This is a genomic window from Streptacidiphilus cavernicola, from assembly GCF_042510955.1.
In the GTDB taxonomy this organism is placed as follows: Bacteria; Actinomycetota; Actinomycetes; order Streptomycetales; family Streptomycetaceae; genus Streptacidiphilus; species Streptacidiphilus cavernicola.
The window spans coordinates 47,702-62,511 of sequence record NZ_JBHFAB010000004.1 but is presented as its reverse complement, the minus strand read 5'-3'; the positions used below and the strand labels follow the sequence as shown (position 1 = coordinate 62,511).

Sequence of the window (14,810 nt, the reverse complement as noted above, 5' to 3'; positions counted from 1 at the left end):
GTCAGAGCTCCGGGGTGTCGGCGTGGGTGTCGGTGCGGGTGTCGGCGTCGGTGTCGCGGGCGAGCAGGGCGACGGGCAGGCGGTCGAGCAGGTCGGCGACGCGGACGTCCCCGTGCAGATCCTCCCGGCCGGACAGGGTCTCGGTCCAGCGTCCCGGCGGCAGGGTGAGGGTCTGTCCGGTCCAGCCGCCGCGCCGCTCCAGCCGGTGCGGCAGCCGGGTGGCGAGGGCCAGCACCTCGCCGCCGTCGCCGCGCAGGTAGCCGAGCAGGTGCTCGTCCCGGGTCGGCAGCGGGGTGTGCCGCCCGGCGAAGACCTCGGGACGGGCCCGGCGCAGCCGCAGCGCGGTCGCGGTGAGGTGCAGCTTCTCGCCCCGCAGCGGGTCGTCGTCTGCGGTCGCCCCCGGGGCGGCCGGATCGGCCGGGTCCGCCGGGTCGAGCCGGGCGGCGAGCGCGGCCAGGTCGACCGGGTGCCGGTTGTCCGGGTCGACCAGGGTGTACAGCGGCTCCTCGCTGCCCTGGTAGAGGTCGGGGACGCCGGGCATGGTGAGGTGCAGCAGTGCGGCGGAGAGGGTGTTGACCCGGGCGTGCCGGGCGGTCCGTTCGACGAAGGCGGCGACGGCGGCGGCCAGCGCCGGGGTCTCCGGTATCGCCCTGGCCAGCTGTTCGACCGCGTGCTCGTACCCGGGGTCGGGCTCGGTCCAGGTGGTGCGCAGCTTGGCCTCGCGGACCGACTTCAGCGCGGTGGCGGCCAGCCGGTCGGCGTCGATCGGCCAGGCCGCCACCGCGGTCTGCCAGAGCAGGTAGGCGGCGTTGGGGTCGGACACCGGCTCCGGGCACAGCCCGGTCCAGCGGGCGATCTCCGCGCGCCACTCCTCGGGCAGCTCGGCCAGGACCGCGAGCCGGGCCCTGGCGTCGGCGCTGCGCTTGGTGTCATGGGTGGACAGCACGGTCATCGCGGCCGGGCGGTCCCGCTGCAGCCGGACGCAGTAGGCGTGGAACTCCTCCGGCGGCAGCCCCGGCCGGGCCGGGTCGCCGCCGACCTCGTTGAGCGACAGCAGCGGGTAGCGGCGGTAGAAGGCGGTGTCCTCGACGCCCTTGGCGGCGACCGCGGAGGCGGTCTGGGCCAGCCGGGTCCGGAACTCGTCCTTGGCCGGGCCGCGGCCGTGCCGGCCCAGGGCGAGGTCGCGGACCAGGTCGGCGGTGGCGGCGTGGTGGGCGTCCAGCCGGGCCCTGGCGGCGGCGGTGGCGGCGGTGAGCCGTTCCAGGTCGGCCGGGTCGTCCGGCTCACCGGGGACCGGGTACGGGCGGTAGACCGGGTAGGCGGCCAGGGTGTCGGCGAGGACCTGGCGCAGTGCCCAGGGCGCGTGGTCGCGCAGCTCGGGGGCCTCGTCCAGCGGGGTCTCGGCGCAGATCCGCTCGGCCAGCCGGGCCAGCCGGTTCACCTCGGCGGCCAGCTCGCCCAGCGGGGCGGTCATCTCGGTGCGTCCGCGCCGGGCCGCCGCGGTGGCGCTGTCGGCGGCGGCGCCCAGGTAGCCGGAGCCGAGGTAGCCGGTGTAGACCTCGGCCAGGGCCGCCGCGCCCGCGCTGTCGGTGAGCACGCCGTCGATCCGGCGCAGCGCGTCGTAGCCGGTGGTCCCGGCGCAGTCCCAGTCGGCGGGCAGCTCCTCGTCGCCGGTGAGGATCTTCTCCACCACGGTGTAGGCGCCGCCGGTGGCCTCGGCCAGGGTGCGCAGGTAGCCGCGCGGGTCGGCCAGGCCGTCCGGGTGGTCGATCCGGAAGCCGTCGACCACGCCCTCGGCGTGCAGCCGGAGCAGCGTGGCGTGGGTGCGCCGGAACACCTCGGGGTGCTCGACCCGTACCCCGACCAGGTCGGAGACGGTGAAGAAGCGCCGGTAGTTCAGCTCGGTCCGGGCCAGCGGCCACCAGGCCAGCCGGTAGAACTGGTGGTCGAGCAGCTCGGGCAGCGGCAGCCGCTCGGTTCCGGCCCGCAGCGGGAACACCTGGTCGTGGTGCCGCAGCACCGGGACGCCGTCCAGTACGTCCCGCTTCAGCTCGGGCAGCTCGTCGGCTATCCGCTCGCCGAGTACCGGCAGCAGCACCCGGCCGCCCTGCGCGGCCCAGTCCACGTCGAACCAGTCCGCGTACGGGGAGGACGGGCCCTCCCGGAGCAGCGCGAACCAGGCCTCGTTCAGCGAGGCCGGGACCGGGGCGGCCATGTGGTTGGGGACGGTGTCCACGACGATGCCGAGCCCGTGCGCGTGCGCCTGGTCGGCCAGCGCGCGCAGCCCGGACGGGCCCTCCTCGCCGCCCAGCTGCTCGCTGACCCGGCCGTGGTCCACCACGTCGTAGCCGTGTCTGGAGCCGGGGACGGCCTCCAGTACCGGGGAGAGGTGCAGATGGGACACGCCCAGCCGGGCCAGGTAGGGCACAGCGAGCCGGGCTTCGGCGAAACCGAAGCCCGGCTGGAGCTGGAGGCGGTAGGTGGCCGTCGGTGCGCTCGCGCGTACGGTGGTCATGGCCTTACGCCTACCCCGCCGGGACGCCGTCCACGACCCCTGCGGGCCACCGGAGTGAAACGGCCGCCGCCCGCGCCGCCCGCTGCCGCGCCGCCCGCCGCGTCGGCCGCCCGGCTGATCCGGCTGCCCCGGCTCAGGCCGGTCGCTGCAGCACCATCATCGAGCGGTCGGTCAGGTGCAGGCTGTCCCCGGCCCTGATCTTGGCGCCGGTGCCCGGGGCGATGGTCCAGGGCAGCGCGGTGTCGACCACGACCTGCCACTCCCGGCCGTGGTTGGCCGGGACGGTGAAGTCCAGGCCGGAGTCCCCGGCGTTGAACAGCAGCAGGAAGGAGTCGTCGGTGATCCTGCCGCCGCGCCGGTCCGGCTCGGAGATGGCGTAGCCGTTGAGGAAGACGCTGAGCGACTTGGCGTAGGAGGCGCTCCAGTCGGTGTCGGTCATCTCCTCCCCGGCCGGGGTGAACCAGGCGATGTCGGTGAGGTCGTCGTGGGTGCCGGAGACCGGGCGGCCGTGGAAGAACCGGCGGCGCCGGAACACCGGGTGGTCCCGGCGCAGCCAGACCATGTGCCGGGTGAAGTCCAGCAGCTGCGCGGCCTGGTCCTCGGTGCTCGGGGCCTCGACCGCCTCCGGGTCCTCGTTGCCGGAGCCCAGCGGCTCGGTCGGCATCCGGACCGGGCCGATCGCCGCGTCCGGCCACTTCACCCAGGAGATCTCGCTGTCCTGGCAGTAGGCGTTGTTGTTGCCGCCCTGGGTGCGGCTGAACTCGTCGCCGTGCGACAGCATCGGCACGCCCTGGGACAGCATCAGGGTGGCGATGAAGTTGCGCTGCTGACGGTTTCTCAGCGCCAGCACCTCGGGGTCGGCGGTGTCGCCCTCGGCGCCGCAGTTCCAGGAGCGGTTGTGGCTCTCGCCGTCCCGGTTGTTCTCGTGGTTGGCGTCGTTGTGCTTGTTGTTGTACGAGACCAGGTCGCGCAGGGTGAAGCCGTCGTGGCAGGTGACGAAGTTGATCGAGGCGATCGGGCGGCGGCCGTCGTCCTGGTAGAGGTCGGAGGAGCCGGTCAGCCGGGAGGCGAACTCGGCCAGCGCCGCGTTCTCACCGCGCCACAGGTCGCGGACGGTGTCCCGGTACTGGCCGTTCCACTCGGTCCACAGCGGCGGGAAGTTGCCGACCTGGTAGCCGCCCTCGCCGATGTCCCACGGCTCGGCGATCAGCTTGGCCTGGGAGACCACCGGGTCCTGCTGGACCAGGTCGAAGAACGAGGACAGCCGGTCCACCTCGTGGAACTGCCGGGCCAGGGTCGCCGCCAGGTCGAACCGGAAGCCGTCGACGTGCATCTCGGTGACCCAGTAGCGCAGCGAGTCCATGATCAGCTGGAGCACGTGCGGATGCCGCATCAGCAGGCTGTTGCCGGTGCCGGTGGTGTCCTCGTAGTAGCGGCGGTCGTCGGCGAGCCGGTAGTACGCGGCGTTGTCCAGGCCGCGGAAGGCCAGTGTGGGGCCGAGGTGGTTGCCCTCGGCGGTGTGGTTGTAGACCACGTCGAGGATCACCTCGATGCCGGCCGCGTGCAGCGCCTTCACCATCGACTTGAACTCCTGCACCTGCTGGCCGCGGTCCCCGAGCGAGGAGTACGCGCCCTGCGGGGCGAAGAAGCCGATGGTGTTGTAGCCCCAGTAGTTGGACAGGTTCAGGTCCACCAACCGGTGGTCGTGCACGAACTGGTGGACCGGCATCAGCTCGATCGCGGTCACGCCCAGCTTGACCAGGTGCTCGATCACCGCCGGGTGCGCGATCCCGGCGTAGGTGCCGCGGATCTCGTCCGGGATGCCGGGGTGCAGCTTGGTCAGGCCCTTCACATGGGCCTCGTAGATCACCGTGCGGTGGTAGTCGGTGCGCGGCGGCCGGTCGTTGCCCCAGTCGAAGAAGGGGTTGACCACCACCGAGGTCATCGTGTGCGGGGCGGAGTCCAGGTCGTTGCGCTGCTCCGGCGAGCCGAAGTGGTAGCCGTAGACCGACTCGTCCCAGTCGATGCTGCCGCTCATCGCCTTGGCGTAGGGGTCGAGCAGCAGCTTGGAGCCGTTGCAGCGGTCGCCCTGCTCCGGTTTGAAGGGGCCGTGCACCCGGAAGCCGTAGCGCTGGCCGGGCTGCACGCCCGGCAGGTAGGCGTGCCGGACGAAGGCGTCGGTCTCCCTCAGCTCCACCGAGGTCTCCGAGCCGTCGTCGCCGAGGAGGCACAGCTCCACCCGCTCCGCGACCTCGGAGAACACGGCGAAGTTGGTTCCCGCGCCGTCGTAGGTGGCACCCAGGGGATAGGGCTGTCCCGGCCAGACCTGCATCGTCGTCAACAACTCCCGATAGCGCCGCGCCGGCCCCCGTGCGGAGGGACCGGCAACTGTCACGTGCCCTATGCCCAGGGAAAGAGCCCGTCATGTCCTCTGGCATGGTGTCTCAGCCGTGCGCCGCTCATGGGGGTTTCGGCACTACTTCGCCCGAACGGGTGTCCCATGGGGCCTGGGTGACGTACCGGCACCGCCCGAACGCGCCGGGCGACCGGGTCGGCCCCGGCTCGACTCCAGCCCGACTCCGGTTCCGGGTAAGGGCGGTGGCAAATGTACTCTTGATCGTTCGGAGTCACCCGGACGGCCTACCCGGGGGGCTCCGGCGCGGTACGTTGTCCCGCAACGCAAGGGACGTGACGAGAGGAACGGTGAGGTCCGGGATGGTCGTCCCCGACGGGGGTGCCGCAGGGGGCACGGTGCGGGGCGAGGCCCCGACCACGGTCGTCCGCACCGGGTCAGGACGCGGGGCGCAGCACCCGCCGACGCCGCCGACGCCCTCACTGGCCTGGCCCGCCGCCGCCTGGGACGAGGCCAGGCTCCGGGTCCGCCGGGCCGGCCGCGCCTACGTCTGGCTCAACCTGGTCGAGCAGCGGCTGCGCTCGGTGGTCGCCGAGGTGCTGCGCCCGGTCTACGAGCCGGTGCACGGCGAGGACTGGGTGATCGCCGCCGCCGGACCGGCCGGCGAGGAGTGGGTCCAGCGGGCCGGCGCGGTGCGCGAGGTCAGCCGGCGCAAGGGCTACCTGCTCGACCCGGACGACGACGCGCTGGTGGTCTTCCTCACCCTGCCGCAGCTGCGCGAGCTAATGGTCCAGCACTGGCCGTGCTTCGAGCCGTACCTGAGCGACCGTCGGGAGGTGGAGGTCGCCCTGGACGAGCTGGAGGTGGCCCGGCACGTGGTCTCCCGCAACCGGGCCCTGTCCGAGAACGTGCTGGCCCAGGCCGAGCGCGCCGCCGCCCGGCTGCTGATGCTGCTCGACGGCGGCGCGGACGCCGGACGGCTGCGGGCCCCGGTGGACGTGGTCGAGGAACTGGTCGGCGACCGCTACGCCGACGTGATCGGAGTGCACACCGACCGGGTCCGGCTGCAGCGCGACCTGCCGGTGGAGGACCTGCTGGCCGGGGCCCGCCGACTGGACGCGGTCGGCATATCGCTCAACCTGCTCTGCCAGAACTTCACCGGGCGGCGGCTGGTCGGCCTGGCCGACACCGGCTGCCGGGTCCGGCTGCTCTTCCTCAACCCGGCGAGCAGCGCGCTGCGCCGGAGGGAGCGCGAACTCGGGCTCAGCCGCGGCGAGTTGGGCAAGGCCGTGGAGACCAACATCATGCATGTGCGCCGGGTGCGGGCCCGGCTGCGGGACGCCGGCTCGTTCGAGATCCGGGTCTACGACGAGCTGCCCCGGTTCACCGCCTACCTGGTCGACGGGGACGGCCCGGACGGGCTCGGCGTGATCCAGTCCTATCTGCGCAGGGCCCGCGGGATCGAGTCCCCGGCGATGGTGCTGCGCGGCGGGACGCCGGGGCCGATCCTGTCCGGCCGACCGCCGGAGCCGGGCCTGTTCCAGGTCTACCAGGACGAGTTCGAGGGCGTCTGGAGCGACTCCCGGCCGGTGTCCTGAGCCGTCGGGCTGACCCCTCGTCGGGGTTGTCAGTGCCGCGCGGGATGATGGTGCCGCAAGCGGAAGAGAGGACGGCACGCGCATGAGCTGGCTGCACGAGACCCTGGTCGGATTCGACCTGGAGACCACCGGTACCGACACCGCGGAGTCCCGCATCGTCACCGCCGCGCTGGTGGAGGCGAAGCGCGGCGAGGTCGTCCGGGAGCGGGACTGGCTCGCCGACCCCGGCGTGCCGATCCCGGCCGAGGCCACCGCGATCCACGGCATCGGCACCGAGCGGGCGGCGGCCGAGGGGCGCCCGGCCGCCGAGGTCGCCGACGAGGTGGCGGAGGCCCTGTGCGGGTACTGGCGGGCCGGGATCCAGGTCGTGGTCTTCAACGCCTCGTTCGACCTCAGCCTGCTCAGCGCCGAGCTGCGACGGTACCGACTGCCGTCGTTGGACCAGCGGCTCGGCGGCGCCCCGATAGGCCCGGTGCTCGACCCGCTGACGGTGGACCGCGCCGTCGACAAGTACCGCAAGGGCTCGCGCACCCTGCAGAGCGCCTGCGCCGTCTACGGGGTGGAGCTGGCCGACGCGCACCGGGCCGGCAGCGACGCGCTGGCCGCGCTGCGGGTGGGGCTGGCGCTGGGCCGGAAGTTCTCGGCCGAGGTCGGCGGCGTCGACCCGGCGGAGCTGCACCGCCGTCAGGTCGGCTGGTACGCGGACTGGGCCGGGGGCCTGCAGGAGTGGCTGCGCCGCGGCAAGGAGCCGGAGGCCGTGGTGGACGGCGGCTGGCCGCTGCGGACCACCGCGGACGCGACCGCGGGCTGACCCGGGCTGACCGCTCGCGGGCGCGACCGCGGGCCGGCCCGCTCCCCCCGTGAGGAGCGGGCCAGCCCTTCGTACGGTTCGGGCGGCGGTCCGGTTCAGACCGTCAGCTGACGGTCCGTCGGCCACGGCTCGCCCGCCGGGCCGGACCGCACCGGCTCGGCCGCCTACCGGCACTCTGGCCGGTAGCTACTCTCCTTCTGGGGAAGGCAAGTTCTTCTTCATCATGATGGTTGCGTTCGCTGAGCTTGAGCGAGACGTGATTGTGGAGCGCACCCGTCCGGGCCTTGATGCCGCTAAGGCGCAGGGGCGAACTGGTGGACGCCCCACGGTCGTTAGTGAGGATGTCCTCACGGTGGCCCGCGCCCGTAAGGCGAAGGGCGAAAGCGTCTCCGCTATCGCTAAGGCCCTGGGGGTGTCCAGAGCCACCCTGTACCGGCACTTGGAGGAGTAGGGCGCAGCAGCACACCGAACGGCCCCCGCGGGGGCCGTTCGTGCGTTCTAGGTACTCTGACGCAGTGAAGGGCGGGACAGGGCCGCTATGCCCTCCTCTTCGGCTGCGTGGACCTCCGTGATGTGGCGATGGAAGAGGACCCGTACATCTGTCCGGCGGGACCGGTCACCGGTAAGCCAGGCCGCCTGCTCCTGCTCTGCCAGTCGGAGGCATTCGGCGCATTCGTCGGTATCGTTCATGCTTCCTCGCTGCTCTTGCGGCGGGCCACGTCGTGGGCGTCGCTGAAGCTGTCCCAGCTTTCCGGCTGGCCGTTCTTGTCGGCGACGTATTCGCCGGAGACCGTGTTGACTACACGCCACTGTCGGGCGTTCTTGTCCCAACTGGTCTCGTGGTATTGCGTCGCTTTCAGGTTCCAGAACATGCAACCCCCTACCGGTGATGTTCGTCCCTCACCAGGTTAGGGGGATGTTACCGGCCAACCCAGCCGGTTTCCTGTTGCCGCAAGAACTCGTCTCGGACTCCTTCGACCATCCTTCGCATGTCACTGCCCGACAGGGCGGACTCTGCAAATGACTCAAACTTGGCGATGTACTGGGCAATGTCCTGCGGGTCCGTCGCCGTTACTTCGGCGTGCACTGTCTCTATTGTGACAAGGCGTCTGTCTCTGATGACAAAGGCATGGTTGGCAATGTCAGTCTTCGGGCCCCTGAGTGGCACGACCCTGATGTCTATGTGGCTGAGGCGTGAAAGGGACGCAAGCCTGTCCAGTTGGCCGACCATTACGGATGGAGGAACGATCGTCCACCAGAGAACTGGCTCAGTGATGATGAATCTGAGGCTCTTGCTCGCATCTTGCAGGATGGCTTGCCGCTCTAGCCTTCCATTCAAAGTCCGCGTGAGTGCATCTTCCGACAAGTCATGCCGCTTCAAGATGGCCCGAATGTATTCGGGTGTCTGGAGTAGCCCGGGGATCAGCGCTGGTTGAAACACTCGGAGAACGGATGTCTGCGCTTCAAGGGCCTGGGCCGCCTGCTGGCCCTTGTGAACGCCGGAGCGTTTGAGCAGTCGCCATGCCGTTGTCTCGGTGGCTGCCGCACGGGCGGCGGCCAGGTACTCGGCCTTGACTTCTTCCGAGACTTCAAGGGCAACGAGGATTCTCTCAATGTCGGTGACACTCGGCTGGAGCCGACCGTTCTCAATCTTGGATAGCTTGGACGGAGACATGAGAGCGCCACGGGCCACCGCTTGGGCTTCTCGTTCGGAAGCCATTCGCAGGGCCCGCAGCGCTGTCCCGAGCTGTTCCCGATTCACTCGCCGTACTTTGCCCACCAGTCGACGAACGGCTCGGCGTGAGCCAATGCAGCTTCCCGGTAGGAGGCGAAGCGCCCAGATTCATCGGTTGCTACGTCGGCCCCGAGGAACTTACCGGCATCGTCATATTCCATGACGGCTGCATGCTGGCCGTCCATGAGCCAGAAGTCCGGAGCACCTGCAATCGGATTGGGGGTGTCCGTCACGTCCAGGATGAAGAATTGCTCTCCTGCCTCGCTGTTCGTTCGGTACCCCCATCCCAATTCAAACCGCAGATAGGGCGTCAGCGGACGGGAGAGGACATGTACGCGGTGGACCAGCTTTCCCGCTGCGGTGTGCCTGCTGACCTCATTCAGCCAAGCGGAGTTGTAGCCATCCGGCTTCTCCTCACCGGCCAAGAAGGCCCGGTAGGCATCCACATTCCCGGATTGACTGTAGTCATCCAGCGTTTCCAGCCGGAACGCCTCGTGCTCGAAAGCATCGAACAGTTCGGCAAAGCTAGATGAGCTTGTCACGGATGGCCTTTCGGATCAGGTCCATGGGGATTTCGACCAGGGTTTCGTGCCCTGGGATCGTCAGCCCGTGGTCTGTGGGCGTCTCTCCCTGGACAAGGAGCGTGTCCCGGTCCGTCGCGTACAGCGTCGGGCAGTCCTTGATATCGCACGTACTGATCAACTTGGTGACCTGCACGGTGCCCCCTTCAGCTGGAATCGCTGTCCTGACTGATGCTTCCGGCGGACGGCTACCACGGTCAAGACGGCCGACTTGCGGGAACGGGAAACCAGTTGGGGAGCAGTATGGAAGCGCCAGAGGCCCCCATGCGGCCCTTGCGGGGGCATGGAGGCGACGGCCGGCGCGGGACGCTCCTGGGGCCCTAGGAGACGGTCACAGAGGGGCTGTTCCCAACTTCTTTTGCCTGGAGCGGTGTTGCCTGTCCTTCCAGGTCAGAGGGGGTTTCGTAGCGGCGTTCGGAACGTCGCCAGTTGCGCTCGCCGAGCAGCGTCATCAGCGAGGGCAGCAGCACCGCCCGGATCACCGTGGCGTCGATCAGGACGGCGACCGCCAGGCCGATGCCCATCTGCTTCATCGACTGCATGTCCAGGGTGCCGAAGACCGCGAACACCGCGACCATGATCGCCGCCGCGCTGGTGACCACCCCGGCGGTGCTGGTGATGCCGTGGGCGACGGCCGCCCTGGTGGCCAGGCCGCGGTCGTGCGCCTCCTTGATCCGGGAGACCACGAACACGTGGTAGTCCATGCTCAGCCCGAACAGGATGACGAAGAGGAACAGCGGGACCCAGCTCTCGATCGCGCCGACCCCGGCCGTGCCGATCAGCGAGGCCCCCACGCCGTGCTGGAAAACCAGCGTCAGCGCCCCGTACGAGGCCGCCACCGAGAGCAGGTTGAGCGCGAGCGCGGTCAGCGCCACGGTCACCGAGCGGAAGGAGAGCAGCATCAGCAGGAAGGCGAAGCCCATCACGAAGGCGAACACCGGCAGCAGGCTGCCGGTCATCTGCTTGTTGAAGTCGGTGGAGCCGGCCGTGTCGCCGGTCACCGCGGCCTGGGCCCCCTGGACCGCGCCGAAGGTGTGCGGGACGACCGTGTCGCGCAGCGCCGCCAGCGCCCTGCCGCTGGTGGCGTCGTTGCCGCTGCCCGCCATCGGCACGTCCACCAGCTCGATGTGCCGGGACGGGTAGGGGGTGACCGTGATCGGGTCGTGCAGCAGCCCGGTCGCGACGGCCCGGGTCTTGAAGTCGGCCAGGGCGGAGACCATGGCCGGGCTGCCGAGGTCGTCCGCGGTCACCACCACGGTCGCCTGGTTGGGGTTGCCGGGGAAGGCGTCGGCGATCCGCTGCTGGGCCGCGACCAGGGCGTTGCCCCGGGGCAGCTGCTGGGCGAAGGTCAGGTTGGCGGTGTGCATCCCGAGCAGCGGTGCGGCCAGGGCGAGCAGGAACGCGGTGGCGATCCCGGCGGAGACCACGGGCCGCCGCAGCACCCGTCCCAGCACGGCCCGCCAGAACCGGCTGCCGTCGGCGGAGGGGGCGTTCATCCGGCGCCCGAGGAAGGGCACCCGGCCCTTGGCGACCCGGTCGCCCAGCATCGAGAGCAGCGCGGGCAGCACGGTGACCGAGCCGAGCACGGCGGTGACCACGACCAGGATGGTGGCCATGCCCATGGCCTCGAAGTCGGCGATCCCGGTGAGGAACATCCCGGCCATGGCGACCACCACGGTGAGGCCGGAGACCATGACCGCGCGTCCCGAGGTGGCGGCGGCGACGGCCAGCGCGTCCTGCGGGGAACGGCCCTTGGCCCGCTCCTCGCGCTCCCGGCGCAGGTAGAACAGGCAGTAGTCGACCCCGACCGCGAGCCCGACCAGCAGCATCACCGAGGACGCGTCATTGCTGGTGTGCAGGACGTGGCTGCTCATCGCGACCAGGCCGCCGGCTGCGATGAAGGCGGTGAGCGCGAGCAGCACCGGCAGCACCGCCGCGACCAGCGCGCCGAAGGCGATCAGCAGGATGCCGAGGGCCAGTGGCACCGCGGTCCACTCGGCCCGGCTGAAGTCATGGGCGAACGCGTCGTTGAACCACTTGTTCGCGCTGGCGTCGCCGAACTCCTGGACGGTCAGCTCCGGGTGCTTCGCCTGGGTCGAGGCGACCGCGGCCAGCACCGGGGCGACCCGCTGGTCCGCGGTGTCCGGGTCGCCGGCCATGGTGACCGTGATCAGCGCGGAGTGCCCGTTCGGGGCGATCGCGCCGTCGGTGTAGGGGGACGTGACGGCCGAGGCCGCGCCGGTCGCCTTCACCGCGCCGATCGCGTCGTCGACGGCGCGGTGGAACCGCGGGTCGGTGGCGGTGAAGCCGGCGGCCTGGATCAGTACGGTCTCGGTGGAGGGGGACGTGATCCCGGCCCGGTCGATCATCTGGTCGGCCCGGCCGGACTGGCCGATGCCGTTGTCCTGGTCCGTGGTCTGCAGGCTGCCGGCCATCCCGCCGAGGACGGTGGCCAGCACCACGAACAGCAGCCAGCCGAAGACGGCGGTCTTCCGGTGCCGGGCGCTCCAGCCGCCGACGGCCGCGGCGAGTCCGCGCCCGCGGGCCGGACTCCGGCGATCGGGATTCCTACGGTCAGGACTGCGGTGGTGGCGTGTCATCTCGTCCCCCTGGGATGGGCCTGCGGGTGGCGGCTCCGTGTGGCGAAGCACCCGGAAGACGCTACGGAGCAGGCCAGGAACGGGACATCCGGCCACCGGGCGGGTCGGCCCTGGGCTTTTCCTCACAGCGACCCGGGGGTTTCCCCTACCCCGCGCCGCGCGTTTCTCAGCCCTGAGGGGGAGGGGACTCCACCCGGGGGACGAGGAAACCCCCGGTGGCGAGGGGTGAAGATAGGGAGCACGGTCATAGGTGGGTCCTCGTGCCGGATCGGGCCCACAGCCCTGACTTGCCGGGCGGCTAGTCAGCTTTCTATGATGCCGCTACCGATACTTACTTGCCGACCGGCTAGTTCTGCCGATCGGATCGCACCTCCCGCGCAGTGTCGCCGGGTCGGGGTGGTCCACGCCTTGGAGGCGCACTCGTATGTTTCACCGGATAGGACGCACCGTCGTGCGTCACCCGATCTGGACGATCGTGGCGTGGATCATCGCCGCGGTGGTGATCGCCATGACCGCGCCGGCCCTCTCCTCCAACAGCGACGAGAGCAGCTTCCTGCCCAAGAGCTACGAGTCCATCCAGGCGATGGAGCTCCAGCAGAAGGCCTTCCCCGCGGCGTTCACGCCGGCCGCCGAGGTGCTGTTCCAGCGCACCGACGGCGCCAAGCTGACGCCCGCCGACAAGACCGAGATCACCCAGATCACCAAGGAACTCGGCACCGAGCCGGTCAAGGGCGTCCAGGGCGTCTTCCCCGGCGCCTACTCGCCGGACGGCCGGTACGGCCTCAGCCTGGTCAAGATGGACGACAAGACCGCGGGCCAGCCGGTCCAGGCGGACGCCGCGCAGTCGCTGCGCGACAACATGGCGAAGCTCACCAAGGGCACCACGCTGGACGCCAAGCTCGGCGGCTCCGCGGCCCAGCAGCTGGACCAGCAGGACGCGTCCAAGCGCGGTGAGGCGCTGATCGGCTTCGGCACCTTCGCGATCATCATCGTGGCGATGCTGCTGATCTTCCGGGCGCCGCTGATGGCGATCCTGCCGCTGCTGCTGATCGGCGTGGTGGCGACCGCCGCCAACGGCCTGATCGCGGACATCACCAAGCTGCTCGGACTGCAGTCCAACTCCTCGGTCTCCGGCATCCTGATCGTGGTGCTGTTCGGTGTCGGCACCGACTACATCCTGTTCCTGATGTTCCGCTACCGAGAACGGCTGCGGGCGGGGGACGACGCCAAGGAAGCCATGATCACGGCCGTCGGCCGGGTCGGCGAGGCCATCGCCTCCGCCGCGGGCGCGGTCATCATCGCCTTCCTGGCGCTGTCGCTCTCCTCGGTGTCTTTCCTCAAGCAGATGGGCCCGGCGCTGGCGATCTCGGTCGGCGTCACCCTGATCGCCGGTCTGACCCTGGTTCCCGCGGTGTTCTCGCTGATCCCGCCGCGGGCCCTGTTCTGGCCGTCCAAGAAGTGGAAGATCGAGCCGCAGGGCACCACCTTCGCCAAGCTCGGACGCGGCGTACAGCGCCGTCCCGCGCTGGTCGCGCTGGTCTCCGGGCTGCTGATGGTCGCCCTGGCGCTGGTCGCCACCAGCTACAAGGCCAGCTTCGACTTCGCCTCGGGCTCCATGCCCAAGACCAAGGAGTCGATGGTCGTCCAGGACACCATGACCAAGGCGTTCAGCGCCGGTGCCGCCGACCCCACCCAGGTCTACCTGACCAGCCAGAACGGCAGCCCGCTCGACAAGGGCGCGGTGACCGCCTTCGAGCAGAAGCTGACCGGTGTGGACGGGGTCGCCAAGGTCGCCCCGGCTCAGTTCAACCCCAACGGGGACACCGCCAACATCTCGGTGATCCTCAAGTACGACCCGCAGAGCTCGCAGGCCATGAACACGGTCGACAGCATCCGCGACGTCGCCCACGCCAATGCGCCGGCCGGTGACAAGGCGCTGGTCGGCGGGATCTCCGCGATCTACAAGGACATCAACAAGGCGATCAACCACGACTACCTGGTGGTCTTCCCGGTGGCCGGCCTGCTGATCATGCTGATCCTGGGGCTGATGCTGCGCAGTGTGGTCGCCCCCTGGTACCTGATGGCCTCGGTCGGGCTCGGCTTCTCGGCCACCCTCGGCGCGACCGTGCTGATCTTCCAGCACCTGCAGAACCAGGCGGGGCTGATGTTCATGCTCCCGGTGTTCATGTATCTGTTCGTGGTGGCGATCGGAACGGACTACAACATCCTGATGATCGCCCGATTGCGGGAGGAGGCCCGCGAGGGCCGCAACCCGCGCGAGGCGGCGGCCCAGGCCCTGCGCCACGCCGGACCGACGGTGGCGGCGGCCGGTGCGATCCTGGCCGGGACCTTCGCCAGCATGATGCTCGCCGGGAACACCCTGTTCGCGGAGATGGGCTTCTCGATCAGCTTCGGCATCGTGATCGCGGCCTTCGTGATGGCGATGTTCTTCACCCCCTCGCTGACCGCGCTCATCGGCCACGCCGCCTGGTGGCCCGGCCACGCCGACCGCAACGCGGCCGGCCACGGCGAGAGCAAGGTCGTCGCAGGCCACCTCCCGGAGACCGACCCCACGTCCTTCCCCGACGACGTGGACTCGACCTCCCGGCGGTAGCCC

General features: G+C 70.4%; 11 protein-coding genes. 4 read left to right on the top strand and 7 right to left on the bottom strand.

What is annotated here, in order from left to right; genetic code table 11:
* Position 1 precedes the first annotated feature (1 nt).
* Positions 2–2,515 carry a malto-oligosyltrehalose synthase gene (gene treY, locus ACEZDE_RS06570; RefSeq protein ID WP_380533450.1) on the bottom strand — a complete coding sequence of 838 codons (2,514 nt, stop codon included), beginning with the start codon at positions 2,513–2,515 and terminating at the stop codon, positions 2–4.
* A gap of 133 nt (positions 2,516–2,648) precedes the next feature.
* Positions 2,649–4,847 carry a glycogen debranching protein GlgX gene (glgX, locus tag ACEZDE_RS06565; protein ID WP_380533969.1) on the bottom strand — a complete coding sequence of 733 codons (2,199 nt, stop codon included), beginning with the start codon at positions 4,845–4,847 and terminating at the stop codon, positions 2,649–2,651.
* A gap of 383 nt (positions 4,848–5,230) precedes the next feature.
* Here glgX and ACEZDE_RS06560 point away from each other — a divergent pair, with 383 nt between their 5' ends.
* The 3 genes from ACEZDE_RS06560 to ACEZDE_RS06550 all read left to right on the top strand — a co-directional run bounded on the left by ACEZDE_RS06560 (position 5,231) and on the right by ACEZDE_RS06550 (position 7,728).
* Positions 5,231–6,466, top strand: a complete 1,236-nt coding sequence (locus ACEZDE_RS06560) for an SAV2148 family HEPN domain-containing protein (RefSeq protein ID WP_380533448.1) — start codon at positions 5,231–5,233, stop codon at positions 6,464–6,466.
* An 82-nt stretch (positions 6,467–6,548) separates the two neighbouring features.
* Positions 6,549–7,277, top strand: coding sequence for a 3'-5' exonuclease (locus tag ACEZDE_RS06555; RefSeq protein ID WP_380533446.1), 729 nt, complete (start codon positions 6,549–6,551; stop codon positions 7,275–7,277).
* A 49-nt stretch (positions 7,278–7,326) separates the two neighbouring features.
* The gene (locus ACEZDE_RS06550; protein ID WP_380533445.1) at positions 7,327–7,728 is read left to right on the top strand and encodes a helix-turn-helix domain-containing protein; all 402 of its coding nucleotides are present in this window, start codon (positions 7,327–7,329) and stop codon (positions 7,726–7,728) included.
* Between the two features lie 235 nt (positions 7,729–7,963).
* Here ACEZDE_RS06550 and ACEZDE_RS06545 read toward each other — a convergent pair whose 3' ends face one another.
* The 5 genes from ACEZDE_RS06545 to ACEZDE_RS06525 all read right to left on the bottom strand — a co-directional run bounded on the left by ACEZDE_RS06545 (position 7,964) and on the right by ACEZDE_RS06525 (position 12,193).
* Positions 7,964–8,149 (bottom strand): hypothetical protein, encoded by a 186-nt coding sequence (locus ACEZDE_RS06545; RefSeq protein ID WP_380533443.1) that lies wholly within the window; start codon positions 8,147–8,149, stop codon positions 7,964–7,966.
* Between the two features lie 47 nt (positions 8,150–8,196).
* Positions 8,197–9,039, bottom strand: a complete 843-nt coding sequence (locus tag ACEZDE_RS06540; protein ID WP_380533442.1) for a helix-turn-helix domain-containing protein — start codon at positions 9,037–9,039, stop codon at positions 8,197–8,199.
* Positions 9,036–9,554, bottom strand: coding sequence for a DUF6879 family protein (locus ACEZDE_RS06535; protein ID WP_380533440.1), 519 nt, complete (start codon positions 9,552–9,554; stop codon positions 9,036–9,038). The genes ACEZDE_RS06540 and ACEZDE_RS06535 overlap by 4 nt, the downstream gene beginning before the upstream one ends.
* A complete protein-coding gene (locus ACEZDE_RS06530) occupies positions 9,538–9,729 on the bottom strand; it encodes a hypothetical protein (protein WP_380533438.1) in 192 nt (63 codons plus the stop codon). The genes ACEZDE_RS06535 and ACEZDE_RS06530 overlap by 17 nt, the downstream gene beginning before the upstream one ends.
* A gap of 184 nt (positions 9,730–9,913) precedes the next feature.
* On the bottom strand, positions 9,914–12,193 hold the full coding sequence (locus ACEZDE_RS06525) for an MMPL family transporter (RefSeq protein WP_380533436.1): 2,280 nt from the start codon (positions 12,191–12,193) through the stop codon (positions 9,914–9,916).
* Positions 12,194–12,617: 424 nt separating this feature from the next.
* Here ACEZDE_RS06525 and ACEZDE_RS06520 point away from each other — a divergent pair, with 424 nt between their 5' ends.
* Positions 12,618–14,807, top strand: a complete 2,190-nt coding sequence (locus ACEZDE_RS06520) for an MMPL family transporter (RefSeq protein WP_380533434.1) — start codon at positions 12,618–12,620, stop codon at positions 14,805–14,807.
* Positions 14,808–14,810: the final 3 nt, after the last annotated feature.

What these genes read in the sequence shown, in the direction of transcription:
- treY (WP_380533450.1), bottom strand. Translation starts at nt 2,515, where the DNA reads ATGACCACCGTACGCGCGAGCGCACCGACGGCCACCTACCGCCTCCAG.
- ACEZDE_RS06525 (WP_380533436.1), bottom strand. Translation starts at nt 12,193, where the DNA reads ATGACACGCCACCACCGCAGTCCTGACCGTAGGAATCCCGATCGCCGG.
- ACEZDE_RS06545 (WP_380533443.1), bottom strand. Translation starts at nt 8,149, where the DNA reads ATGTTCTGGAACCTGAAAGCGACGCAATACCACGAGACCAGTTGGGAC.
- ACEZDE_RS06520 (WP_380533434.1), top strand. Translation starts at nt 12,618, where the DNA reads ATGTTTCACCGGATAGGACGCACCGTCGTGCGTCACCCGATCTGGACG.
- ACEZDE_RS06560 (WP_380533448.1), top strand. Translation starts at nt 5,231, where the DNA reads ATGGTCGTCCCCGACGGGGGTGCCGCAGGGGGCACGGTGCGGGGCGAG.
- glgX (WP_380533969.1), bottom strand. Translation starts at nt 4,847, where the DNA reads ATGCAGGTCTGGCCGGGACAGCCCTATCCCCTGGGTGCCACCTACGAC.
- ACEZDE_RS06555 (WP_380533446.1), top strand. Translation starts at nt 6,549, where the DNA reads ATGAGCTGGCTGCACGAGACCCTGGTCGGATTCGACCTGGAGACCACC.